Raw genomic sequence first — 26,893 nt, 5'->3', positions numbered from 1 at the left:
TCATAAATCGGAAATTAGAGATTTGAAAAAAGATTTAGAAATTATTGTTCCAAAGGCAGCTTGAGCATTTCATTCACGGGTATTGCGTTTAAAACTTATCTTTCATTTGTCTTACCCGAGCAAAGGTTTCTACAGGATCGCTACTATTTACGGTTAATTGCAATCCTGGCTGTTCCCAGCGCAAAAACGGATTTGTCAATTTTTCTACTCTTAAAATCGATGGAACAGTAGCTTCTCCACGTTCTCGAGATGCTTTTACTTGCTCGTAACGGTTTTGCAAATCAGGGTTATTTTTATCCACAGTAAGCGCAAACCGCAAATTATTTAGTGTATATTCGTGAGCGCACCAAATACGTGTATCATCTGGTAAAGAACGAATTTTGCTCAGAGAATCTACCATTTGTGCGGGTGTCCCTTCAAATAACCGACCGCATCCTCCAGCAAACAGGGTATCCCCACAGAATAAATCTCCTGTTTCTCCTGGTTTTTGCGCTGGAAAATAATAAGCTATATGGGCGCGGGTATGTCCGGGAACGAAAAATACTTCTGCTGTTCGACCAGCAAATTCTACGCGATCGCCAGCTTGTAAAAACACATCCTGTCCGGGTATTCTCCCCCGGTCTTCAGCTCCACCATAAATAGTAATGTTAGGGAATTTCTTCATCAATTGCCGATTAGCACCCACATGATCCATATGATGATGTGTATTAAATATGCCAATTAATTCGGCTTTAAGTTCCGTCAGCTTTTCTAAAACTGGTTTTAATTGTGCTGGATCGACAACAGCAGCAGTATTGCTCTGGGAATCGTACAGCAAAAATATATAATTATCTGAAAGTGCTTTAAGACGAAATATCTGCATGATAATTTGTCTAACCCTGTAAAAGTAATTTTAGGACTTATTCTTTATTTATATAAATAGCACGCGTACAAGCAACTTATATTTTCACATCCTTAATCTGTAGCATTGCTCATACCCAGGTAAAATCTATTTGAGATAGTTCAAGTTGAGATACTTCAACCGTAATTACACTTGATATAAAGATGCTAATGGTAACATTTATGGTAGTGCGTCAGTAAAAATTCTCTGGAATTACGACTGTATCAAAAGTTAAATTTATAACTGTATTATTTCGCGAGATATTGTTTGTATATCTGGCATATTTAAAATATCTTTTCAGGATATCAGTAGTTTCTGGTATCTCATATTCACAATATTATTTTCAGTGGTTTACTTAATTATTTTAAGTAGCTATATATTTGTCTTGTGAAATTAAAGACAACTAAATATTGTGACGAAAATTTGTGTCTTCCTGGAGGAATATGAATAATTTATCAGACTACAAAAAGTTTCATAATCGAGCGGAGGTAGCAGTAAAAAAAATTGTAGAAAGAATCATTAGGACTGGAAAAATAAGCCCTGAGGACCATAATGCTCTGACTTATACAGTACTAATTGATGGAGAAGTCAGTGATTCAGATCGGCGTCAGATTAATCGCATTTTCGATTACATTCAAACAGGTCGCTTACAACTAGTTGATTGGTAAACAGTAGACTGTAACTTGAATTAACTATGAGGAGACTAAATTATTAATGACTTTAAATCGTAAATTACTAAGTGAAGTATGTCTATTTAATTCTAATAGTTATATTTTTGGTAATTATATTATCTAAAATATAATTACTATTATATTTCATATTTCATATTAGTTTTAACATTATCCTCTAAGTTAACTTGAAGTATACGGCTTAAAATTTATGTAGAGATAGTCTTTGCTGTTAATAATTTTATTTGTTGCTAAAAATATTTAGCTCTAAATTTCTGTATAAAGGTATCTTCCTAGGGATTTAGGTTAATTTTTACATCGCCCTATTCAAAACTCTTGAGGGCGATTTCAATATTCTATAACGTATTTTCATCAATACCTCTCTAAAGACCGTGATTTTACTTATGTATTTTGTGAAGAAGCCACTTATAACGCTATTTATCAGTAAAAATGCTATGGGAAAATAATTAGCCAGGAGTTAAATTGATATTAATTTAGATAAATTGTAATTATTTTTAATGTCTAATATGTTTTTTAATATCAATATCATTTATTATTTATTATTTAATTCGGAAATAAAAACTGATCGAAATTGAAATGATACAAGTGCCATAAATTGTAATATTCATAGCAATTTTATATTCCACAAATTAATAGAAATAAAGTCAATATCAATAATATTAAAAGTCAAATATTAAAAAATCAGCTATTTTATTAAAAATTAAATCATTTTGAATATAATTACTTTCCCACAATGAATGAAAATAAAAAACCTGACTTAAAAGTTTCTATACTTGCACCTAATTTTTGTAAAGGTGGTATCGTTCGTGCATATTTACTAGGAAAAGTTTTCCAAAAACTAAATTATGATGTAGAAATTTTAGGATTTTTATTTGGCGAAAATGTTTATCCAGAAGCTCCACATGACCTCTCTGTATTTTATCTTGAAGGTTGTAATTATCCCGAGTTTTTTGGTGCTAGTAAAAAACTCTTAAATAAAATCAAAGGAGATATTGTTTGTGCGGTGAAACCAAAACCCACAAGTTACGGTGTAGCCTTAATGGATAAGATTTTTCATCATCGTCCACTCATTTTAGATATAGATGATTGGGAATTGAGCTGGTACGGAGGTGATGAATGGCAGTATCGCCCTAATTTTAAACAACTAGCCAGAGATGTTCTCAAGCAAGAAGGTGCTTTACGTAACCCAGAGCATCCTCTTTACATAAAATGGATGGAGTCTTCTATTAAACACGCAGATGCGGTTGTTGCTCATACTCAATTTCTACTCAATCGTTTTGGTGGAAATTATTTACCTAATGGTAAAGACACTGATTTGTTCGATCCAGACAAATATGATCCTCAAATTAGCCGAGAAAATAATGGTCTTTCGGACTATCGCGTCTTAATGTTTCCTGGCGCACCTAGACCTCATAAAGGTTTGGAAGATGTTTTAATGGCGCTGGATTTACTAAATGAACCGGATCTGAGATTGGTAATAGTAGGTGGAAATCCTTATGACAATTACGATGAAAAATTAAAAGAACGGTGGGGTAAGTGGATTATTACTTTACCACCACAATCTGTAGAAGAAATGCCCTCTGTAGTTTCTGCAGCTCACGTTGTTGTAGTTCCTTCTCGGGATACTGCGATCGCTTGGGCACAATTTCCTCTCAAGTTGACCGATGGAATGGCAATGGCAAAACCTATTTTGGCGACAAGAGTAGGAGATATTCCAACGATTTTGAATGATACGGGTTATCTAATTAATCCTAGCTCTCCAGAAGAAATTGCTGAGAATATTCAGTTAATATTTCAAGATTTAGAGGCAGCTAATCATCGTGGGAAAATGGCGAGAGAAAGGTGTATTAAATATTATAGTTTAAACACTATGGCCACAACTGTATCTCAAATAGTTTCTAGTTTATAAACTATATATTTTCCTATACTTTTAGTCAAATTATTATTTGCGAAATAAATTTTGGGGTGGCAAATAATTAGCAAAAAATGTTAACAAATAGAAAATAAAAATCGGCAACCTCGATGTTGAACAATAAGCTACTTTTTAGATTTGCTAGACCTTACCCAGGATTGATTATCCTCACTTTATTTCTAGGTTTTTTTGGCGCTTTCTTTAATGGAATTGGTACTACTCTAATTGTGCCTATCGTTCTTAAAATTGTTGGTCAAGACATAGAAATCACTAATCTACCGCCATTGATTAGAGGTATTATGACTCCATTCGATAGTCTTCCCGAAAGCTATCGCGGACTAGTTATGGGTGGGATAATTATCTTCACTATTTTTGTCAAGAATCTATCTAATTATACAAGTGTTTTAGCATCGAGTCGATTAACGCGTTTGTTAACTACAGATATGCGTTCCGAAGGTGTAGACCTACTGTTAAAAATAGATATGGAATACTACACCAAAATGAAAATTGGTGATTTAATCAATAGTTTAGGTGTAGAGATTTCTCGTGCGGCAAGTACTTTAGGATCGACTATCAGATTAGTAATAATATCAATTACTATTTTAGTTTTTATTGGATTTTTATTGTCAATATCTTGGCAGTTGACAATAGCATCTTCTTTTCTACTTTCTTTCGTAACTTTAATTAATCAAATTGCAATTTCTCGTTCTCGTAAACTCGGTACTCGACTTTCAGAAAAATCTAAAGCTTATTCTATTTCTGTTTTAGAAATCTTGAATGGAATTCGTCTAGTTAAAGCTACAGCAAACGAAGATAGAGAATATGAAAAAATTCACCGGTTAATTCGCGAGCGCGAACAAGCCGATTTTATTTCCCAGGTATATTCCCAAGCCATTGCTCCAACAAGTGAGTTTACGGGAATTGTGGCGTTAGTTTTAATTGTTTTCTTGGGTAAATTTTTCTTTGCCGATAGCATAGATTCAATATCAGCGGTATTACTGACTTATTTATTAGTTTTACTACGAATGTTACCATTTCTTTCTCAGTTAAATTCACTTCGCAGTAACTTTGCTAATACATCTGCCAGTATAAATATTACATCCGATTTCTTGAACCGGGATTTGAAGCCATTCATGCCTGATGGTCACCATCCTTACACCGATCTAAAAAAGGGAATAAACTTTAATTCACTTTCCTTTACTTATCCTGGTCACGATAAGAAAGTACTAGAAGATATTAATTTATATTTGCCACGTGGTACAACTTTAGCCTTGGTCGGTGGTTCTGGTGCCGGTAAATCAACTTTAGCGGATTTGTTACCCAGATTTTACGATCCCGTATCTGGAAGTATCGAAATTGACGGAGTAAACTTAAAAGAGTTTGAACTCCAATCTTTGCGTCGTATTATGGGTGTCGTATCTCAGGATACTTTTTTGTTTAATGACTCAGTCCGAAATAATATTGCCTATGGTAAACAGGAAGCTACAGAAGAAGATATTATTCACGCTAGTAAACGAGCAAATGCTTATGAGTTTATTAGTAAACTTCCTCAAGGTTTTGACACAATGATTGGCGACCGGGGTATTATGCTTTCTGGCGGTCAAAGACAAAGATTAGCGATCGCTAGAGCATTAGTCCAAGATCCGGAAATACTAATTTTAGATGAAGCTACTAGCGCCCTAGATACGGTATCAGAACGTTTAGTACAGCAAGCAATTGATGACTTGAGTCGCGATCGCACTACTTTGGTCATAGCTCATCGTTTATCCACAGTTCAAAAAGCCGATAAAATTGCAGTTTTAGATCGAGGAAGAGTAGTAGAAACTGGAAATCATGAAGAACTATTAGAAAAAAATGGTTACTACTCCCGACTTTATTCTATGCAGTTTGGCGAGGGTAAAGAATTTAGTAATAAATCTAGTCAAAGTTTAATCCGACTATCTTACGAAATTCGTACGAGACTAAATTCAACAATCGGTTTTTTGGGGTTATTGTCTGATGGTATGGCAGAAAATCAGCAAGAACGTCAAGAGTTAATTGAAGAATCATACAAGTCAGTATTACGAATTTTCAACACAATTGATGTGTTAGACGATATAGTTAATTTACATACTAATCTCAAAGCAATCTTAGCCGGTAATCGATATCAAAAATCAAATATAAAAGAGCAAAAATTAAAAGATATTGCCGACGAATTTCGTAAAATCCTTAATTCCATACTTAATTCTCTTCACAGCTTAGATAACAATTTGATAGACTCCCCTGAAGAAGAGAAACAAATAATTATTGAAGTTCATAGAACAACGATGCATCTATTAGATAAATTAGAACGCTTTGAAGACACTCTCAATATTCGTTAACTAATAACTGTTAACTGTTAACTGATAACTGATAACTGATAATATGAATCTTGCAACTATTGGTATGATTAGCGGCTACAGTGGCTTAGAAAAAAAAGCCGACTGGCTGTGGCAACAAGCACCTGATGAATCTGGAGTTTGGGGTAACATTCAAATCCGAGCTAATGCTACTAAGCCAGATTTTCTGTTGATGTACCAGTTTGATTTTCCCCAGCAACAGACAAATAAAACTTGGCTCGATCGATTTCGTAAATCGCCAAAGCCATTACCGGACATAAAATCTCGCTTTCGCAGTGTAAATAAAGATAGAATTATCTATCTGTTGAGGGAACCACCCTTAGAAGAAGTTGTAGATATTGCTAAATATAACTATCAGGAAGCCGAAAAATATTGCGGTTATGTCTCTGGTCCCGATGATTTTGCTCCAGTTCCCGATTATATGCCTGCCATTTGGTATCACGGTAACTCATTTCGGGAATTAAATGAAATGCCCCCACCAAAAAAAGTTGCTTCCTGTAGTTGGATTACCTCTGGAATTAATCGTACCCTCAATCATCGTCAACGTTTGGAGTTTCTCCGTTCTCTAGAACAAAGTGGAATTCCCTTTAGTTTATACGGACGTAATCTACCTCTATGGTCTAACAGTCTTGGAGAATTGAATAATAAATGGTATGGAATGGCTCCCTATTACTACAATCTTTCTATTGAAAATTATAAAGATAATGACTGGTATGTCAGTGAAAAACTCTGGGATGCTCTGTTAGCATGGTGTTTACCGATTTATTACGGTGGACCTGCAGCCGATAAATTATTACCTCCAGGTAGTTTTTTGCGTTTACCTAGCATGGACGAAAAAGGAATTGCTTACATCAAAGAAGTTACCGCAACCCCTGATGCTTGGTATGAAGCAAAAGGAGCGATCGCAGAAGCACGACAAATCATCTTGCATAAACTCAATCTTCTCAATTGGCTTTCTGAATTTACAGCTAAATTTCAATAGCCCTATATAAAAAGTAGGAAGTAAGGAGTAATAAGTAACAAGTAATAAGTAATAAGTAATAAGTAAGGATTATTTGTATCTGATTTTCAGAATTTCAAATCTAATTTTCAGATTTTCAAAGTGTAAGTTATTAGTTTTCTATTTACTTTATTTAAAGTTTGAAATTATATATGAATGGTATTTGTACCCTTGGTAATGATGTAGTTTTTGACCAATTAGTGGCTCTACTAAATAGTATTGATGCCAATATTGGATCTGAAACTCCTGTTTGTATCTATCCTTTTGACGAACAGCTAGAAAGAATATCTGCTGAAATTGCTAATAGACCCAACGTATTTATCTACGACGACCGAGAATCTATTCAGCGTTGGGACGAATTTATGCTTGCTGTAGCACCGGAACGTCTAAATCGTGGTAAATATCGTTTATATGGAGCCCATCGCCGTTTTTGTGCTTTTGATGGTCCCTTCGATAAATTTATCTATATGGATGGGGATACCGTTGCAATGAGTTCCCTAGCGACGGTATTTGCGAAATTAGAACAATACGATTGGGTTGTTTATGATTTCCAATTTAAAGATGTCAGTAAAATATATAATACTAATTCTGCAAAATTATTAGAAGTTTTTCCGCAAGAACGAATTGATAAAGAAATCTTTTGTTCTGGTTTTTATGCTTCCAAGAAAGGTATATTTGATGATGCTAAAAAAGCTTGGTTAATTTCTCAACTCCAAGCCGGTGAATCAGAAATTTTATACGGTGGTGCGGGAGAACAACCTTTACTTAATTACATGGTGATGAGGTCTGGAATTTCTAGCTATAATTTTGCTAATGAATTACCAGAAGCCGAGAGAACCGGTTGTTCTGCAACCTCCAAGCACTTCGAAGAACGGGAACACATTCTATATGACAAAGGTAACCGCCTGACATATCTGCATTATATTGGCGTTCAGCCCAAAGTAATGCAAGCCTTGTGTGCTGGAGAGAATTTTGACTTTCCCTATCGAGATTTATTTTTACACTACCGCTACCTTCACGAACCCGAAAATCGTCCAACTTTTACCACCCCTCCAAAAACTTACGGTACATCCAAGCCCAGTTTTCTCCAGAAGGCTTTAAAAAAATTACAACTAAATTAATTGAGGTAAATTATGACGCGTGGAGTGTATATAGTAGCTAATGATTATGTGATAGATAATGCGATCGCACTAGTCAATAGTATCCGTTCTTTTGATAAAGAAATACCAATTATTCTGATTCCTTTTAACGAACAATTTCACAATATCGCATCTACTCTCAGTCATCATGGTGGAGTAGAGGTTTTTCCCGATCTCAAACTAATAGATGAATTTACTCAGAAAGTCCAAGATATTTTTCCCCGGAATTTCTTGGCTTTACCAAATAAAATGCGAAAATTAGTCGCATGGCTTGGTCCTCTAGATGAGTTTATTTATATTGATACCGATATAATTGTCTTTGAAAGCCCAAATAAAACTCTAAATAAACTTACAGAATATGATTTTATCTGTTGTGATTATCATCATGTAAGTGAAGGCTTGAAAAATGTTTTTTCAGATACTGTTAAAGAGAAGCAAATTTTCAGTGATTCAGAATTAGAAGACGTTTTTAACAGTGGTTATTGGGCTTCTAAAAAAGAAGTAATTAGTCCCGAGAAAATGGAAGCAACATTACGGGAATGTTCTGTACACGAAGAATATTTTGATTTTACCAAAGGGGTTACAGACCAACCTATTCTAAATTATTTGGTACTGAAAAATATTTCTAAACGCCATAATATGGTGAAGGTTTCTGGTGGAGCACCTGGTAGCTGGGCTGGTTCTCGCCATTTTGAAGAAAAAGACCGCATACTTTATGACAAGGGAAAAAGACTAGAGTATTTGCACTGGGCTGGAATGAAAATAAAACCCGGTTGTCCTTACTGGAATGTTTGGGAACATTATCGTTATTTGAATGAATCGAAAAAAGAAAAACTTAAAAGATTAATGCGTCGTATTGTACCTTTTGTTGGAGTTTAGATTTGATAGAAGCAAAGAGTAGTAAGTAATAAGTAATGAGTAATAAGTAATGAGTAATGAGTAACAAGTAATGAGTAACAAGTAATAAGTAATGAGTAATAAGTAATGAGTAATAAGTAATGAGTAATGAGTAATGAGTAACAAGTAATAAGTAACAAGTAACAAGTAATAAGTAATGAGTAATAAGTAATAAGTAACAAGTAACAAGTAATAAGTAATGAGTAATAAGTAATAAGTAACAAGTAACAAGTAACAAGTAATGAGTAATGAGTTAAGAGTTAGGAGTTAGGAGTTAGAGTAAATGGCTAATGGTATATATACCCTTGCTAACGATCGTGTTTATAATCAACTGGTTGCTTTACTCAATAGCATTGAAGTAAATATTGGTGCAGATATACCAGTTTGCATTATTCCTTATAATAATTCTTTTGATCGAGTTAAGGCTGAAGTAGACAAGAGAAGTAACGTTACTTTATTTGATGACACTCAAGCAATTGCATACTGGGAAAATTTTGCCACAGATGTATGGAAACGTCATCACAAAGCCCAAAAAATCTGGAAACAACAGGGTACACATCCTGTATACTGCATGGGAATGCACCGTAAATTTTGTTCTTTTAGCGGTCCCTTTGAAAATTTTGTTTATTTTGATGCTGATACTCTGGCGATGGGACCACTCGATAGAGTTTACCAAAAGCTAGATGATTATGATTGGGTCGCTGATGATTTTCAACATTTATCAGATATGAAATATGTGTTTGATGCTCCCCAAGAGCAACTAATTAAAGTTTTTGGTGAAGCTAAACTGCGATCGCATATTTTCTGTGCTGGTTGGTTCTCGAGTAAAAAAGGTGTTTTCCCAGAATATAAATTAAATCATCTTCTGGATAAGTTGACCTCGGAAGCTGAAACAATGGCGTTATCAGGACCAGATCAATCACTGTTCAATTACATGGTGATGCAAAGTGGTATATCTTTTTATAATTTTGCATCTCATGGTGAAACGACTGGAAACCATTGGTCATCTGAATTTGAAACTATTAATAATGTTTTGTATGACCGAGGTAAACGACTTACTTACCTACACTATATGAGCGTACCTTCCACAAAGTTTAACCAGTTGTGTCAAGGAGAAGAAATTGATATTCCTTACCGCGATCTATTTCTACATTATCGATATCTTAAATCTCCTCAAGAGCGTCCTCAAAAATTAACTCCTCCCCATCCATTCGTGCGTTCGCAAAGAGTTAGCAAAACATTTCTGAACCAAAGAATTAGTAATCTTAAGTATAGATTCAGAAAATTTCTTGCAGGACGTCAGGCTTAGTTAAGAAAGACAAACTCAAATTTTGTTGAGATACGAAACTTTTTTGAAAGGTGTTCATAAATAAAATTATAGTAGGGTGTGTTAGGCGCACAAAAAAATATTTTTTAAGGTCACCTTTTTTACCACACCGTAACGCACCGCCCTAAGATTAATATACAAAGACTTTAAAGACAAACAAATCTGTCTTTAAACCCTTATATTTAAATGTCACATTTGCTCGAATAAACTAATTGCATTTTTTGCTAGGACACCATCGGAAAAGAAGATACTTGTTATAAGCATTATCTTCTACCGATACTACGTATTCTCCATTAGATCTTAAAAACGCACTATTACCATTAATAATATCTACCCAACCTACTTCATCATCGGTTCGCATGATATTTCCGTCAGGGAAGAAAGATTTCACTTTTTTACCTGTATTTAGATCGTATACATCGGTGTGACCGCGTCTACCACCCTTAGTTTTATTACGAGCAACATAGGACGTAAAGGCGTAGTTACCAGCCCAAGAAATGGATTTGTATCGTGGTGATGTTTCAATATCAACATTAGTTTTCTCGCCCGGAGCTGCACCAGAATCACTTCCTTTACCATGAGGTATATCGGGAAACACAGCTGGATAACCGGGATGTAAATCCATTTTTCCTTTAGAAATACCGTTCCAACGATACATCACCGATCCAATCAATCCCCATCCTTCTTTATGAGGGTATTTCTTGCTATATCCCGTTAGGTAAAGCGCATCTTGTTTGGTATCATAATGAATTCGATTTATGGTGGTCATATCAGCAAACGGACGGGGTATAACCTTCGCTTCTCTATACTGAAGATTACCTTGTGCATCAATTCCAGTGAATGGATACATTAATACTCCCTTATCGTTTTTACCTTCCTTCCCAACCCAAATATTACATTTATCATCAACATTCATTGCCCAAGCTTTTTCGATATTATTGAGTTCCATGGGCATGAACATACCGCGTTCGTCGACTTTATAAGCACCAAGCTTGGGACCATTCTGACCGCTACCAAAAAGATATTTTCTTCCCGTTCCACAACTACGGACAGCTACTATACCATTGGGATTCACGGCATAGTGACCATCTGCTGGTGCTTCTTTGAGATCGAGCCATTTACCACCAGCATAAACTTTAGCACGGGGATCGTCGGGATATCGGAAAATATCAATAGTGAAACGTACAGGGAAATCTCCGCCTTCTTTTCCTTGCTTAGTTACTCCATAATCCATTCGGTAAGCTGCACTGGAACTGTAGAAAATACGTCCATCGGTATCGGGATCGGCTGCAGCATTGGAAAGCCAACCAGCAGAATAGACTTGCCATTTTAATTTACCTTGGGGTGTTAAACAACGTATCCAACCACCACCACCAACAATTTGACCACCAACGCAGATATTCCCTGCACGATCCATTCCTACGCCATTAATTCCGTAAAAACGCAACGGTTCGACCACACCTGCTGGCTTACCTTTGGAAAAAACTCCACCTTCCTCACCAAAAGTACGGATTAATTTTGGATTACATGGTGAAGAAACATCGTAAATCCGAATATATTGACGAGGTCCATTATCTGCAACCATCAAATGTCTATCATTAGTGACAGCAAGGGCGCTAGGTGTTCCAGCATCTTTAATTACACATCTACCATCAACAGTTTGTACCCTGTCACCACCTAAAAATTTGGGGTTGGGGATAACCCATCTTCTACCCCTAACTTTAGCTTCGTAGGGATTGATTTTACCCTGAAATTTACCAACACGCGCTCCATTTTTATAAATGACGTTGTTATTACCACTTTCATCCCAACCCGTTTGACTCCATACGCTACCATCAGGTTGTACTTTAATGCGTTCGATCCAGCTTTGTCCGGCTGTATCCCTGTTTCCACCGGTATTACCAAACCAACTAGATATAAATTTTAACTCTCCTCTTCTTGTAGTTGCGATTTTGTCTATTCCCGCACCTATATTATTTTCTGCTCCTGGGTTTGCAGTTTTTTCTACTTTTGGATTTGCAGTTGTTTCTACTTTCGCACTTGTTATATTTTCTGTTAATACATTATTTGCAGTTTTTTCTGTTCCTGCATTCGTCGTTTTTTGTGGCGTACAAGCAAAGTAAATGGAGCTAGATGCTAATAATAGAGATAATAAGCCAATTTTGATTTTTTGCTTAATCATAATATTCTTTAAGCTTTCAGCTATAGTTATTTTTGATATATTCAATAAGTAGAAATTAAACTAGTACCAAAAATTCGACTAATTGGGTACAGAATTTTGTTTCATTTGGGTTCGGGTGAGCCATGATGAAAAATGAGCTAAGGAACGATACCGCTTTTGCTTTTATTCTAAGCAATATAGAAAATTTTGTGGAGCACCAAATCCGAGCTTTAAATCACCTTCATAATTGTTTATTTTTAGGGGATTATGGAAAAAATATAATGCTCATCAGGGCGCACGTCGGTGCACCCCTACGATAGAGCAATAATCGTATAAATGATTTTTTTAAACTTTCTTACACTAAACTCATTCTTAAAAAGGTTCATCAAATTGAATTTAGTGTGATTTCTAATTTCTTAATCTTCTTCCACCGCGCCTAAGGCTTTGAGTGAAGCTTTTTGTTCTGGGGTTAAGCCTGTAGCGCCTGTGATGTTCATGTCTGCGTAGGGTTTATTACTGAGGGTTTTGATGCATTCACCGGTTTGGATATCCCAGATTTTGATGGTTTCGTCGTAGCTACCGCTAACTAAAAATTTATCGTCTGGGGTAAAAGCGACTGATACAACTCTATTTGTATGACCTTCTAAGGTTTTGATACATTTATTCGCATGAATATCCCATATCTTTATTGTTTGCTCAAGATTACCAGCAGCAAGCAGTGTACCATCGGAGTTATATTTGACTGACTCTATTCCACAATGACTATCCTGCAAAGTTTTTAAACATTTCCCACTGTGGATATCCCATATTTTAACTATGCCATCTTTACTACCACTTGCTATAGTTATGCCATCAGGAGATATCGCAACTGATAATACACGAGCATCATGTCCTTCTAAGGTTCTAAGGTCTTTTCCTGAATTCACATCCCGTAGTTTTATTGTGCGATCGCTACTACCGCTAATTATGATTTTGCCATCAAAACTAAATGCAACCGAGTTTACCCAATCGGTGTGTCCTTGAAAAGTCTGTAAACACTTCCCACTAGAAACATCCCATAATTTAACAGTTGTATCAAAACTGCCAGTAGCTAAAGTTTTTCCATCAGGACTGAAAGCGATATTTGATACTGATCGATGGTGAATATCTGCATTTTTTAAAGTTTTGAAACACTCTCCGGTATTAATATCCCAGATTTTTATCGTGCGATCGCCACTAGTACTTGCGATGATTTGACCATTGGGACTCACAGTAACTGAACTTATCCACCTATCATGTCCCTCAAAAGTTTTTAAACAATTTCCTGTACAGATATCCCAAATTTTAATTGTTTGGTTGTTATTGCCGCTAATAATAGTTTTGCCATCATAACTAATTATTACAGATACAATCCAGTTACTACATCCTTGCAAAGTTTGTAAACATTCTTTTGTATTAATATCCCAAAGTTTTATTGAGCGATCTTCACTACAACTTGCTAATAGTGTGTTTGTCGAATTAAGAGCAATTTCTTCGATTCTAGAATCATGTGCCTTTATGCTTTTAATGCATTCTCCATCATCAATTGACCAATTTTTTATGCTGCAATCGCAACCTGCACTATAAATAGTTTTATCGTCTTGGCTAAAAGCCAGTGAAACGATTACATCAGTATGCCCAGTGAAATTCTTAATACATTCTCCAGTGTTAATATCCCAAAGTTTTATTATTCTGTCTGAACTACCAGTAGCTAAGATTTTGCTGTCATGGCTAAATGCGACTGAAAGAACAACGCGATCGTGTTCCTGTAAAGTTTGAAGATAATCTCCAGTGGAGACATTCCATATTTTTATGGAATTATCTAAACTACCGCTAGCTACAATTTTATTATTTGGAGCTATTGCTACTGTCCATACATAAGATGTATGTCCTCGCAAAGTATTAAGACATTTTCCTGAATTCACATTCCATAATTTGATGGTTTTGTCATCGCTACAACTTGCGAGAATAGTACCATTGGAGTTAAAAGATAATTGACGAACTGTATCGGTATGTCCTCGTAAAATTTTTAGACATTCTCCAGTTTTTAAATCCCATAATTTTACAGCACCAGAATCACTACAACTCGCTATCATACTGCCGTTTGGGCTAAAATTTACCGAAAGTACCCAACCATTATGTGCTCTAAAACTGGAAATCTGTTTACCATCAGCAACTCGCCATAAACGAATCTCGCCATCAGCACCACCAGTTACAAGTGATTTATCATCTGGACTAAATGCTAATGATATAACTAAGCTGAAAGGCTTTGTGAAAGTGGAATCAACTAAATTTGTCTTCTGTAAGTTAACTTTACGCAAACTCGCATCACTAAAATCAGCACCTTTAATTACAGCACCTGATAAATTTTTATCTTCCAATGCTGCACAATCCAACTTCACCAACAAAGTCGCTGTATTTCCCCCAACGTAACCAACATCCCCCTCACTTTTACCACGGGTTGATTCAATAATTTCTATCATTTTGGAGATGCGACACGTCGCGTCTCTACATTCTCTTTCATCAACCATCCCCACCAACAAATCCAAAACCGCTTTTGTTAACGGTGCTTGACCAAGTGTCTCCCGCAATCTTTGCAAATTTTCACTTCTAAATCCTTTTAAAGGTGCAATTAAATGATTTTTCTTCCGCTTCTCAACCTGCAACTGACAATATTCAGACCAAGTATATTCCTGTGGTGCAGCATTTCGATCTATACATAACTCATATGGCTGCACCACTTCGAGAAAATCTTCCGCTAACACCCCCAACTCCGCTGCAAACTTATAAGCAACAAAAAACTCTAATAAAGAACGATGCGCCGGAGTGTAATCACCATCAGCATTCCGCACCAACATCGTTTGCCCCATCATATCGTAATGCCAGTGGTCTAAATCTTTCTGTTGCTGTACTGCTTCACCAAATAAATGTCGGATTCTGTCGGGAAATAACCGATAATTCAAACTCATTTGGTCATTAGAAAGCATTTCCCAAGCGATTTCACATAGGAAATACATTTTATCTGCTAATGATGTAAAAGTGCGATCGCTCTTAATATCCCTTTCCATTTTTCGCCGCACCGCATACAAATAAACCCGCGACATATCCACAGGTTTACCCGCTTCGATATCTGGTAATGCTTCTAAAATTAAGTCGCTCATCACCGGACGACGTGCTAAATCTAGAAGTTGGGGGTTATTCATTACCTTGTCAACGGTGTCGGTATTCGCAACATGAGAAAATACCTGACGAATTTGTTCATCGTTGAATTTTTCCAACTCCAAGACTTCAAATTGCGGAGATTCAGCGGTCAAATTCGCCACCGAGGCGCGTAATTCGGCATTTAATAAACTCCGTCCTTCCTTAGCTTCAGGAAAATGTTCCGTACGACAGGTAAGTATAACTTTTGCTCCGGGAACTACGACTTTTGCAAGTTCCCAAAAGTTATTAATCATTTGCTGTCTATCAACACGCGCCGCCATTTCGTCGAAACCGTCGAATATTAGCAACAGTTTTCCCATGCGGTTGAGTTGGTCAAAAACCGAACTGTTGAGACTGATTTCATGTTGACTGTAGAAAAATCCCGCCATAACATTTTCTACATCTAATGCTTTGGCGTAATCCCGTAACAAAATAACTAAGGGTAAGCGGGGACGGGTTAAACCTTTTTGTTTTGCTTGCTGATATTTTTGCAAAGCTATCCAAGCATAATGAAATGCTACCCAAGTTTTCCCGGTACCAAATTCCCCCAAAACAGAAAGATGTTCCTTCGCAGGATCGTCTAACCACAAATCGATATAACCATCGATCCAACCATCTTGCTCCTCATAACGATTTATCCCCATCCTTTGTTTTGTTACTGGATCGAATTCTTCCTTCGTACAAGCGAGGGGAACATACAGTTGATCGATTTTTCGTTTCTTCACCTCATCTGACAACCAATTGATATAGTTGCTGAAATCTGCAGTTTCATCGATTAGTTCGTCGAGGGTATAGCAAAATAAATCTTCATTTTCTGATTTATTTACTTCATTACGAGCTAAGCGACTAATCCGACGTGCAGCAATTAACCAACCTTCATCAGTTTTTTGATTTTCAACCGACTGACGCAAAGCTGTTAAATCGCTAATTTTTGCTTCTCCATCAATTCCCCGCACCAAAATTCTGTCAAAGCGACGTCTACCTTGAATTTTGATAATCCATTCAAAATGACCACTTTCCCAAACTTCATACTTCTCAAAACCATAACCCAAAGTTTTGAACCATCCCCGTAATTGTTCCGCTAAATGTGCTGCTTTACATTGCGCTTGCGTTGGCGTTGGGTCATTTGTAGAGACGTCCCAGAGGCTTAACGCCGACGCCGCAGGCTCTGGAACGTCTCTAGCAGAATTTTGGTTTGATACTAATAAATGTGATGATTGGCTAGTTAATTTTGCAAGTTCTGTTTGAATTTCTTCCAGACTTCTTAGTTGATGTAACTGTTTTTTTATTACTTCTAACTCTTGTTGTAGATTAACAATATTTTGATCGCGTCTTACTTCTGCAGGAGTGCGAGTCAATTCAACAACTTTGATAAAAACCGCGCTAAACTCTGCTAATTCAATAATGACATCAATGTTCTCTTCTGCGATCGCCTCTTGCAAAATATTCCATTCATCCGGTTCTAGAACTTCTTCAATTTGCGCGATCGCAATATTAGGATTATCAGCATCAAAAGCCTGACGAAACGCTTTTTGTACTTCTTCTTGACGGAAAAGTTGTAAAATCGCCCGTGGTTTTCCTACCCCATACTCTACCAATGCGTAATTATAAACACCTGTAAATTCTGCTGGTGGATGATCAGGGTCAAGATTAAATTGTTTCAGTAATTTAATAACCCTTTCGTTACGTTTTAGTTCATCCTTGGCAAATCCAGCTACAGTATCTATCAGGGTTTCAAGCATTATCTTGATTGGGAAGATATGATTTGAATATTTCCTTTATAGTAGCGATTTATTAGGTTATGATACAGCAAAAAATCTAAATAAGCTCACTTAATTTACTTGAAATAATTTTAACTTAGTTTGATTATTCACAATACTTTCAGAACTGGTAAGCCGAAAAACACAAAAAAGTTAAACAACCCTACTACCTTAATATGAAATTATTCCACTCAAATAAACCAGAGTAAACGCAACAATCAATCAACTCTTAACTTGCACATTTTTATAACTCTGGTTGAAGCATTTACGTTGAAGCACTTATCCTGTATAAGAATTTGAAAATGTGCAAGTTAGGAGTTACCCATTATCAGTTAGCCATTACGAATCAAGAAAAGGATAATCAACATATCCATTCTCGGCATTTTCGTCACCTCGTCCATAAAAAGTCTTAGGATTTGGTTCGTTTAACCCTGAATCTGACTTAAAACGTCGAGGTAGGTCTGGGTTTGCCAAAAATAATTTACCATAGGAAACTAACTCTGCTGCTTCATCTACAAGCACTTGATTTCCTGTTTCCTTTGTGTAATCACCATTAGTAATAATTGTTCCTTTATAGGTAGATCGAAATACTGAAAGTACAGGATTAATTACATCGCGATTAGCTAAGTCTATCTGATTGGGTTCCATTAAATGGATATAAGCCAAATTAAAATTATTTAAAACATTAATTACATAACTGAAAGTAGCTTTTGGATCGGAATCATACATTCCATAAAAAGTATTACTAGGAGAAAGTTTAATCCCAACACGGTCTCCGCCCCAAACTTCGGTAACAGCTTCAACTACTTCTAATAAGAAGCGAGCACGATTTTCAATTGAACCACCATATAGATCTGTGCGTTGGTTAGAACCATCTTGGAGAAACTGATCGATTAGATAACCGAATGCTCCATGTAATTCAATTCCATCAAAACCAGCTGTCATCGCATTTTTCGCACCCTGGCGAAACTGTTCGACAATTGGAGGTATCTCCTCTGTCTCTAAGGCGCGTGGTACTTCTATATCTACTTTACCTATAGGGGTATGAAGTTGACCTTGGGGAGCAATCGCACTGGGAGCAACAGGTAATTCACCATTAAGCAAGGAAGGATGAGCAACTCTACCACTATGCCATAGTTGCAAAAAGATTTTTCCACCGCGTTCGTGGACAGCTTGGGTCACTAGTTCCCACCCTTTAATTTGTTCGGAAGAGTAAATTCCAGGACAATTCATGTAACCATTACTCAAGGGAGAAACCATCGTACACTCAGTCACAATCAGCCCTGCTGATGCTCTTTGAGCGTAATAAGTCCCCATTAATTCTGTAGGAATGCTTCCATTAGCTCGTAAGCGAGTCATGGGTGCCATTACCATACGATTTGGTAAAGTATAAGGACCTAAATTAACGCCAGAAAAGAGATTATTCTTCAAAGTCATAAAACAACACAATATATCTTGCAGAGACGCAATATATCAGGTCGCATATTACGTCTCTACATTTTTCAATCGTCAGCTGTCAAAAAATAGTTAACTAACTCAATTAACCATATCAAACAACAGCACTTCCGCGTTATCAGCAGTACTTGTTAACGTAACTTCAGTTTCTTGGGAAATTGCTGCACCATCACCGGCGTAGAGATTCTGACCATTGAGCAATACAGCTCCTTTTGCTACTTGAACCCATATTAAGCGACCATTGTCAATGGTATGATTCACTTCTTCACCATTTTGGAGAGAAGTAACATAAAGATCGAGATTTTGATGAATCTTCACCGAGTTATCTCGTCCTTCGCGAGAACCAACTAACCTCAGTTTGGCTTGTTTCTCACTAACGGAAAAGTTTTTCTGTTCGTAACTGGGTTTGAGCCCTTGCGTATCGGGTAAAATCCAAATTTGGAGAAAATGAACTGGGTCAGTTTTAGAGGCGTTAAACTCACTGTGCAAAATACCTGTTCCTGCAGACATCCGTTGAACATCACCCGGACGAATTACAGAACCATTACCAATACTATCCTTATGTTCGAGGCTTCCCTCTAAAACATAGGAAATAATTTCCATGTCGCGATGGGGATGAGTCCCAAAACCTTTTCCTGGTGTAACTTTATCTTCATTAATTACTCGCAAAGAGCCAAAACCCATGTGATTGGGGTCGTAATAATTACCAAAAGAAAAGCTATGCTTGCTATCGAGCCAACCAAAGTTGGCTTTACCTCTTTCACTTGCTGGACGAATAGTAATCATATTTCCCCTCCTTTGAATTTCAATAACACTTTTGTTGGTGAGGAATAATTTTTTGTTATTTATATTATCTATTGTTTTAATAGAAAAGACAATACACTAAAATAAATACATATTGTATCTAATATTTCTACAATCATATATTTCTGAAACCGTGTGAAAAGTTTTAATAACCACCGTTTATTTTTCGGTTAGACCTATGGACAAATTTGAAAGTATTCGAGCATTTACTCAAGTAGTTGTATCGGGAGGTTTCGCAGCAGCAGCACGGGAAATGGGTGTATCGCGTTCGACAGTAAATAAGCTTGTAATCAACCTAGAAAACGAATTGGGAGTTCAATTACTTCAACGCAGTACTCGTCAGGTTAACCCTACCACTACAGGACTTGCTTTCTACGAACGCTGTACCAATATTCTTGCTGAATTAGAATCAGCCGAGTTAGCAGTTTCTCAAATGCAAGAGGAACCCAAGGGAACATTGAAAATTAATGCACCGATGTCTTTTGGTACCTCACATTTAGCTTCTGTGGTGGCGGATTTTATCGCTTTACATCCAGAATTGCAGGTTCAGTTAACCTTAGACGATCGCTTTATCGATCCAATTGCTGAAGGTTTTGATATCACGGTAAGAATCAGTGAATTTAAAGAATCAGCAAGTTTAGTTTCCCAGGCGATCGCAACTGTTGAAAGAGTTTTATGTGCATCTCCGGAGTATGTAGAAAAATATGGAAACCTTGGACATCCAAAAGAACTTCGCGATCGCTCTTGTTTGCACTATGGGTATTTAGCAACCGGTAATCAATGGAAACTGATAGGTCATGATGGGGAACATACTTTTACTGTAAATGGTTCTCTGTGTTCTAATAACGGAGAAGTTCTCAGAGATGCAGCTGTTAAAGGTTTAGGAATAGCATTATTACCAACATTTATTGTCGAACAAGAATTGCAGCAAAAAAAATTACAAACAATTTTACCTGACTATCACCCGCCAGAACTTTGTTTGTACCTTGCATATCCCCTAAATCGTCATTTATCTATTAAAATCAAGCTGTTTACAGAATTCCTGCAAAAAAATCTAAACATCAAGAGTCTGAACAAAATTATGCAAACAGAGGAGTATTAACAAATTTTAGCTGTTCAGTAATTTGATTCAAAACTAAACTATTCAAGATCAAATTACCCAAAATCAAATTACCCAAAATCAAATTATCCAAAATCAAATTATCCAAAATCAAATCTCAATTGCTCAGCCATTTTTTGCTCTAAGCTTTCTAATAGTAAATTTATACTTTTGCCAAGTTCTTTAAAACAAACTGGTGGCGCTATTTCTGGTTCAAAATAAACAAGCTTTATTTGATCCTTGGCAATACCAATCATCAAAACTTCCACTTCAGGATTATAGTGCTCAATAATTCCCAACACTTCTTGAAGTTTATTGTCAACCTGATCGTTTAAATTTTCTACAGCAGCTTGCGGACAATAAACAAAATGGGGCTTTGGTTGTAAATCAACACCAATCGTACCCTTGCTACTACCATTTTCCAACCATAAACCCCAAGTTAACGCCGCCAATTCCTGTTGATGATTTTTAACAAATCTATCCAACTGATAACGCCACTGATTCTCTGGAGAATCGGCTTGGATGCTACTAAACATTATTCTTTTAATTTATTGTCTCAATAAGATCATCTCATGTTAACGGTTAAAGGTGCAAAACAAAAATATATTAATTGGTAATTGGTAATGGGTAATCGGTAATGGGTAATCGGTAATGGGTAATTGGTAATAAACAAAATATTAGGTGTGGAATAAAATGCTAATAAGAGGTAAGAAAGCCAAAACAAATCTATCCCAAGAAATTTCCTTAAATTGTGAGTAGTTTTCTGGTGGTTTTAAAAGGGCTTCTATTCTTTGCTCTAAGCGATCCATACCGGTAGAATCGAGGGCAGCACAGCAAATATCAGTGGAAATAGGTTGACTGCTAACTACTAACAACAATGATTCTGCTAGTAATAGAGGATCCACCTGCGATGCTGCACGGGCGTCGGCGCGAAGTTCTCGCAAAATTAGTAATTCTTGCCACAAAGCTTCGGTATTTGGTAACCAATCAGTACAAGTACGAACCCAACCCAACCAAAAAAACCAAAATGTATCCCGGTGATAGTAATGTCCTTCTTCATGAGCTAGAACCGTATTTAAGTGTTCTGGAGAAAGACTTTGGATTAATCCCTCACTAACAACCAATTCTGGCTTCCAGAAACCTATTTGACCTGCAAATAATGCATCTATCTCAAGTAATCTAGCTTTCTTACCCGCTAAATTAATTAAACGATTATTACGAGCAGACTGGACGGATTGCCATCCTTGCCATCCTAACTTAATACATAAATAAGCAAAAAACACAAGGGCATGTAAAGCTAATACATAACCCAACCAACCCGTTTGTACTCCCCCCATTTTGCCTTCAGGACCCATGCATAATAAGGCAAATATGGTCATAAAAATCAGTAAAGGAGGGAAAATAAATAAAAATAAAGTTTTTTGCCAACGTTCGTACCAATCGCCTTCAATATGCTTGTAGGATTGTCGAATCTTCCAAGCACAGATAACAGCGATCGAAATCATCAGTAGATGCATTATTCTTCCTCCCTGGCTTTCCTTGCAGCTTTTATACGTTGAGCAATGGCTTGTATTTTTTCAGAAGCTGATTCATCTAGACTATCTGCAAAAGCAGCAATTACATCAGGGTTACCTACTGCGAGGAATTGTTGTAACTGCTCGTGGGCTTTTATAACTTGAGCTTGTTTTTTTGTCAGCAATGCTTGCCAATAATAAGCCCTTCCCTGCTTGTCGCAAGCCAACCAACCTTTATCAGTCAGGCGACGCAGCACTGTAGTTACTGATGTGTAAGCCAATTCGCGGTTCGGATCTGCCAGAATTCGGTCGTGAACATCTTTGACTGTAACAGAACCCAGTTCCCAAACAATATTTAAAATTTCTGCCTCTAGCGGTCCTAAAGATAATTGTTTGGGGCGATATTCAGGTAAAGGTGCCATATCGATTTTAGTTTTAAGGTGTGTAAATAGATTGGAATTGAAGTTATTGAGTTAGGTTTAATAAATTAAAGAGCACTAATTCAGGCTGACTTAAGAAATATTTAGAGATCGAGCAAAGCGCTCAATAAATCAGTATTTCTAATGCCTGACTCATAATAGAGCTAATAAGACGAAATATCGTCCAAGTCTATTATACGATTACAAATTATTTGCAAATCCTTGCTAGCGAGTACTTATAAGCTAATAAATATCGACCCGTGTTTGGTTTACTTAACATTGTAAAAATCACTTATTTACTTTGAGCTGTTAACTAAACTGTTAACTATTAGACCCCCACTGTTCTTTTTTGTGACATCAAATCGGTAGAATGTGACACAGCTACTTCTGTTTCAGGTTTATCCAAGTTGTGAAGCTATTTGTTTATCATACTCCCGAATTGACTCCTGTAGATTCATTACCAGAGTGTGCGATCGCAGTTGATGTATTGCGTGCAACAACCACAATGGCTACAGCATTAGCTGCAGGTGGCGAAGCGGTTCAGGTATTCAGCGATATCGATTTACTAAAAAAAGAAAGCTCGGCTTGGGAAAAGGAAAAGCGTTTGCTGATTGGGGAACGTGGAGGTGCAAAACTTCCAGGTTTTGATTTGGGCAATTCTCCTTTGGAATGTACACCAGAGCGGGTCGAGGGAAAGCGGATATTTATTAGTACCACTAACGGTACCCGCGCCTTGCAAAGAATCGAAAAAGCCAAAGTTGTATTAGCTGCAGCTATGGTTAATCGTGCTACCGTAGTCCAATATCTTTTAGACAAACAACCAGAAACTGTTTGGTTGGTTGGTTCTGGCTGGGAAGGTAGTTTTTCTTTGGAAGATACTGTTTGTGCTGGTGCGATTGCTCATGGTGTGATTCAAAAAAGCAAGATTAGAGCTGATGAAGTCGCTGGAAACGACGAACTTATTAGTGCGATCGCTCTTTATTGCCAATGGCAAGATAACTTACTCGAACTGTTCCACCATGCTAGTCATGGGAAACGTTTATTACGCATGGAAGGTTACGATGATTTAAAATATTGTTCTGATATGGATACTTTAGATGTTTTACCTATCCAGCATGAAGTTGGTGTTTTGAAACTTAATAGTTAGTTCTTTTTTTTTATCATTTTGATTTCTGTCATTTTGATTCTTTTGGCTGAAAACATTTTTTAAATCCCGTTTTTAGCATTTTTTAAATTTTGCCGCAGGATCGTCTTAGATGATCTTGCGGCAAAACTATTTTGTTGGATATTCCAGATTGGGAATTAGGAGTTAAGAGATGGGCGTAGGAAGTGGTTTTGATCTAGTGTACGAAGCAAATTACTCAAACATATTTCGAACAATCAGCAAAATAAAAAATAAATTTAATACTAGATTATAAGTAGATATCAAGCACAAATACTTACAAAAAAATATACTTGCTGCAGGCTCTAATTAATTCCCTGTTAGGAACCTAGAAACTCTTCAAGTATATTTAATCTGCAAAATCCTATGTCGAGAAAGATAATCAGTTTACCCACACCTATTCACCTAAATCGAATAGTACCTTTACCCCATCATTAAATTGGGCATTTAATCCATCATTTCCTATGGTAAATTCCTCTGCCGGTTCTAAACTGACATCTTCATCACCTGAAGATAAAGACTGATTGAAGTCAGACACATCTTTTTCTTCTCTTTTTTCATTGCTGAAAAATCTTGTAAAATCTTCCTCTGCAGTTACAGTACCGATTCCGGTTAAAGAATCTCCCGATAAGGTATATCTACCAGAATTAGTATTAGCTTCTCGTGTAGTATCTGCAAGCACTGGCTTACTAAAACCTAAGATAACCGCTAATACCCCAAAAACAGCAACCAATATAGCGTTCATATTTATTTCCCAAATTCTTCTATATTCCAAAGTTTCTCGGAAATACTAAATGTTGCAAGACACACAAATTAGCGTTTACTTGCTTATATTATATTCTGACATTTAAATTGATTTGTATTTTCAGATACTTTAAATATCATCCAATCTTAACATTACAATTAAAATATACATATCGTATGCTTTGTTAGCTTTAAATTTTTTAATGGCTAAGTTGTTTAGTGCTAAATTCTTTAATTACAAATCTTTTTGCTTAAACATTCAATCTCATTAATTTTTGCTTCGCTCGGACATTTTGGCAATAATCGTATTTCTTAAATTTCGGGGTATTAAAACACGGTTGATTGAGTGAATTACTCCATTTGTAGCTGGAATATCTGCACGGGTAATACTACTGTTATTCAATATAATTCTTTCAGGAGTAACACGAATTGCGATACTTCCACCAAGTGTGTTTAATTTACCCGTTGTTAACTCTTTAGCAGCAACTTCGCCTTTTACTATATGATATCGCAACAACTTTTGTAACAAATATTTGTTTTCTGACTTGAGCAAAAAATCCATTGCACCTGCTGGTAAAGACTGATTGAAAGCATCATTGGTAGGCACAAATATGGTGAAAAAATCCTCAATCAAAGTATCTGTTAGCCCTGCTGTTTCAATTGCTCTAGCAAACAGATTCAATGAGTTGTTAGTGGCAGTAACCTCCAAGAGGTTACCACTACTGAGAGATTTTTCCGGAATTTTTGCAGGAGTCTGATTAGAGCGTACTGGACGCGGTATGTCATCAGGAATATCTGATGTGGGCTTAGATGGTTGAATATCTTCTGGTAAAGATAAGTCTGGAGACTCTTGTGGAATCTCAGGAATATTTTCTGGTGTTTGGGGAATGGAAGGTGAAGTTGTTGGTATCGGAATAGGAATAGGTCTTTGACCATCATCTTCACTGCTTGGTATCGGCGTACTAACTGGTTGCTTTAGTGGCTCAGGGATTGAGAACGAAGGTAAAGTTTCCGAAATAACTCTGGGAAATTCTTCCGGGGTGAAACTTGCTTTTACAGGGGTAGGAAGAAACACAAAAAAAGCCAAAATTCCAAGTGACAAGGAAATAGTGTTACTCAATCTCAGCTTGTGCTCCATCCCAAAATTTATATCCACCACCTTGATATGTGATTTGAGGCTAAAAATTAATTCATCATTGTTCAAGCGCATAAACTTACACATTAAACTTTGCCAACTCCATTGAAAATTTGCAATTAATTATATTTCCCAGGATAAAAAGCTTGTAATTTTAATTTTTAAGTGGTATTATTTGCAAGATAAAATATTTCTTACCAAATCCAAGTTAATAAAATGCGGACAAAATGTCCGCAAACAGTTAAATAATTTAATTAGATTAGATTAATTAGATCAGATTAATTTCTACACAATCCTAATTAATCTAAGGTGTGGATGAAATCGGCTTTCCGAAAAAATTTCAAGTTAGCATGGGAATGAGTTTATTAAAGTGAAGGAAGTTGTCCAACTAAATCACAAACTAAAACAAAAATACTAGAAGCATTGCTTAATTTAGTCCTGCTTCTGTTACCACCTTAATTGAATAGTTTTTTGCAAGCTCAAACAATTTGAGAACGACAGTTTGTATTTCTTGTTGATGAAATAAAAAATTTTATTCCTTTCATATCTAGCTTTAAATGATATATGGAATAATAATTTAGTGTTTCCTCTCAACCTTTGATATTCTACCAAATTAATTCCTAGGTTCCGGTCCCGGCATAATTTGATTTTTGCCGTTCCAACTGGTAGTTTTCCTTAAGTAGTCGAATGTAAGTACGATATGGTATGTAGTCTACCGGCTCGTAGCCATTATAACGAAGCATCAATACACAAGCCCACGAATACTTTCCGGCAATAATTGCTTTTAGCACCTCTTCCACTTGTTTTTGATTCATTTTCTTTTGTAACTCTGCATGACAGATTAGGAATATCGATGATTTTGGGGGAACACTTGATTATCTATAAGTTAAAGTTTATATATTTATTGCAAGTCTACTACGCTTCATTCTTAAAAATTCACAATAACTTTACATTTTTTTATCTCTTGAAATAAGTTTGTTACTATTCCCTGTAACATAGTCAAGATAAATAACTAAATTTTAATTTTTGAGACTTTTCTATGTCGCAATCTATAATTATTTATAAGCGGGAAATAAAATATTTAATTCCCTTATTTAAGGATGTTGTGTTTTGCAAATAAAGATATCTTTTACTAAGTAAAAGTTATTAATTTTGACAAAAAATGAGGTATTTCAGTAAATGCCTCACAAATTTATATG

The 26,893-nt window shown here is 36.2% G+C and carries 20 protein-coding genes; 9 read left to right on the top strand and 11 right to left on the bottom strand.

Annotated elements, in window-relative coordinates:
• Nucleotides 1-88: 88 nt before the first annotated feature.
• Nucleotides 89-862, bottom strand: coding sequence for a hydroxyacylglutathione hydrolase (gene gloB, locus BC008_RS02530; protein ID WP_027845761.1), 774 nt, complete (start codon nt 860-862; stop codon nt 89-91).
• Nucleotides 863-1,323: 461 nt separating this feature from the next.
• Here gloB and BC008_RS02525 point away from each other — a divergent pair, with 461 nt between their 5' ends.
• The 7 genes from BC008_RS02525 (at nt 1,324) to BC008_RS02495 (ending at nt 10,204) form a co-directional block, all read left to right on the top strand.
• Complete coding sequence (locus tag BC008_RS02525) at nt 1,324-1,548, top strand: hypothetical protein (RefSeq protein ID WP_027845762.1); 225 nt, start codon at nt 1,324-1,326, stop codon at nt 1,546-1,548.
• Between the two features lie 754 nt (nt 1,549-2,302).
• Nucleotides 2,303-3,478 (top strand): glycosyltransferase family 4 protein, encoded by a 1,176-nt coding sequence (locus tag BC008_RS02520; RefSeq protein WP_027845763.1) that lies wholly within the window; start codon nt 2,303-2,305, stop codon nt 3,476-3,478.
• Between the two features lie 113 nt (nt 3,479-3,591).
• Nucleotides 3,592-5,841, top strand: coding sequence for an ABC transporter ATP-binding protein (locus tag BC008_RS02515; RefSeq protein WP_027845764.1), 2,250 nt, complete (start codon nt 3,592-3,594; stop codon nt 5,839-5,841).
• A 43-nt stretch (nt 5,842-5,884) separates the two neighbouring features.
• Nucleotides 5,885-6,841 (top strand): glycosyltransferase family 10 domain-containing protein, encoded by a 957-nt coding sequence (locus BC008_RS02510; RefSeq protein ID WP_027845765.1) that lies wholly within the window; start codon nt 5,885-5,887, stop codon nt 6,839-6,841.
• Nucleotides 6,842-7,011: 170 nt separating this feature from the next.
• Nucleotides 7,012-7,980, top strand: a complete 969-nt coding sequence (locus tag BC008_RS02505) for an Npun_R2821/Npun_R2822 family protein (protein ID WP_027845766.1) — start codon at nt 7,012-7,014, stop codon at nt 7,978-7,980.
• A gap of 12 nt (nt 7,981-7,992) precedes the next feature.
• Nucleotides 7,993-8,877 (top strand): Npun_R2821/Npun_R2822 family protein, encoded by an 885-nt coding sequence (locus BC008_RS02500; RefSeq protein WP_027845767.1) that lies wholly within the window; start codon nt 7,993-7,995, stop codon nt 8,875-8,877.
• Nucleotides 8,878-9,178: 301 nt separating this feature from the next.
• Nucleotides 9,179-10,204, top strand: coding sequence for an Npun_R2821/Npun_R2822 family protein (locus BC008_RS02495; protein WP_027842520.1), 1,026 nt, complete (start codon nt 9,179-9,181; stop codon nt 10,202-10,204).
• A 226-nt stretch (nt 10,205-10,430) separates the two neighbouring features.
• Here the strand turns inward: BC008_RS02495 and BC008_RS02490 are convergent, their stop codons facing one another.
• From BC008_RS02490 to BC008_RS02475, 4 genes are all read right to left on the bottom strand, one after another.
• Nucleotides 10,431-12,404 (bottom strand): hypothetical protein, encoded by a 1,974-nt coding sequence (locus tag BC008_RS02490; protein ID WP_027842521.1) that lies wholly within the window; start codon nt 12,402-12,404, stop codon nt 10,431-10,433.
• Nucleotides 12,405-12,799: 395 nt separating this feature from the next.
• The gene (locus BC008_RS02485; protein WP_027842522.1) at nt 12,800-17,344 is read right to left on the bottom strand and encodes an NACHT and WD40 repeat domain-containing protein; all 4,545 of its coding nucleotides are present in this window, start codon (nt 17,342-17,344) and stop codon (nt 12,800-12,802) included.
• Between the two features lie 357 nt (nt 17,345-17,701).
• Complete coding sequence (locus BC008_RS02480; protein ID WP_027842523.1) at nt 17,702-18,799, bottom strand: alkene reductase; 1,098 nt, start codon at nt 18,797-18,799, stop codon at nt 17,702-17,704.
• 99 nt (nt 18,800-18,898) lie between these two features.
• Nucleotides 18,899-19,603, bottom strand: a complete 705-nt coding sequence (locus BC008_RS02475; RefSeq protein WP_027842524.1) for a pirin family protein — start codon at nt 19,601-19,603, stop codon at nt 18,899-18,901.
• Between the two features lie 196 nt (nt 19,604-19,799).
• On the opposite strand from BC008_RS02475, the gene BC008_RS02470 reads away from it, so the two are divergent.
• Entirely contained in the window at nt 19,800-20,723 is a 924-nt protein-coding gene (locus BC008_RS02470) for a LysR family transcriptional regulator (RefSeq protein ID WP_058183058.1), read from the top strand.
• Between the two features lie 98 nt (nt 20,724-20,821).
• Here the strand turns inward: BC008_RS02470 and ccmS are convergent, their stop codons facing one another.
• From ccmS to BC008_RS02455, 3 genes are all read right to left on the bottom strand, one after another.
• A complete protein-coding gene (gene ccmS, locus BC008_RS02465) occupies nt 20,822-21,259 on the bottom strand; it encodes a beta-carboxysome assembly chaperone CcmS (protein WP_027842525.1) in 438 nt (145 codons plus the stop codon).
• Between the two features lie 138 nt (nt 21,260-21,397).
• Entirely contained in the window at nt 21,398-22,237 is an 840-nt protein-coding gene (locus BC008_RS02460) for a M56 family metallopeptidase (RefSeq protein WP_027842526.1), read from the bottom strand.
• Nucleotides 22,237-22,656: a BlaI/MecI/CopY family transcriptional regulator gene (locus BC008_RS02455; RefSeq protein ID WP_027842527.1), complete on the bottom strand. Its 420-nt coding sequence runs from the start codon at nt 22,654-22,656 to the stop codon at nt 22,237-22,239. The genes BC008_RS02460 and BC008_RS02455 overlap by 1 nt, the downstream gene beginning before the upstream one ends.
• 406 nt (nt 22,657-23,062) lie before the next feature.
• On the opposite strand from BC008_RS02455, the gene BC008_RS02450 reads away from it, so the two are divergent.
• Nucleotides 23,063-23,800, top strand: coding sequence for a 2-phosphosulfolactate phosphatase family protein (locus BC008_RS02450; protein ID WP_027842528.1), 738 nt, complete (start codon nt 23,063-23,065; stop codon nt 23,798-23,800).
• Between the two features lie 412 nt (nt 23,801-24,212).
• Here the strand turns inward: BC008_RS02450 and BC008_RS02445 are convergent, their stop codons facing one another.
• The 3 genes from BC008_RS02445 to BC008_RS02435 all read right to left on the bottom strand — a co-directional run bounded on the left by BC008_RS02445 (nt 24,213) and on the right by BC008_RS02435 (nt 26,545).
• On the bottom strand, nt 24,213-24,560 hold the full coding sequence (locus BC008_RS02445) for a hypothetical protein (protein WP_058183056.1): 348 nt from the start codon (nt 24,558-24,560) through the stop codon (nt 24,213-24,215).
• Nucleotides 24,561-24,827: 267 nt separating this feature from the next.
• Nucleotides 24,828-25,769 (bottom strand): fasciclin domain-containing protein, encoded by a 942-nt coding sequence (locus tag BC008_RS02440; RefSeq protein ID WP_058183055.1) that lies wholly within the window; start codon nt 25,767-25,769, stop codon nt 24,828-24,830.
• A 545-nt stretch (nt 25,770-26,314) separates the two neighbouring features.
• Nucleotides 26,315-26,545: a HetP family heterocyst commitment protein gene (locus BC008_RS02435; RefSeq protein WP_036265086.1), complete on the bottom strand. Its 231-nt coding sequence runs from the start codon at nt 26,543-26,545 to the stop codon at nt 26,315-26,317.
• Nucleotides 26,546-26,893: the final 348 nt, after the last annotated feature.

The sequence above is a fragment of the Mastigocoleus testarum BC008 genome, from assembly GCF_001456025.1.
GTDB lineage: Bacteria > Cyanobacteriota > Cyanobacteriia > Cyanobacteriales > Nostocaceae > Mastigocoleus > Mastigocoleus testarum.
This window is presented reverse-complemented; position numbering and strand designations above follow the sequence as displayed.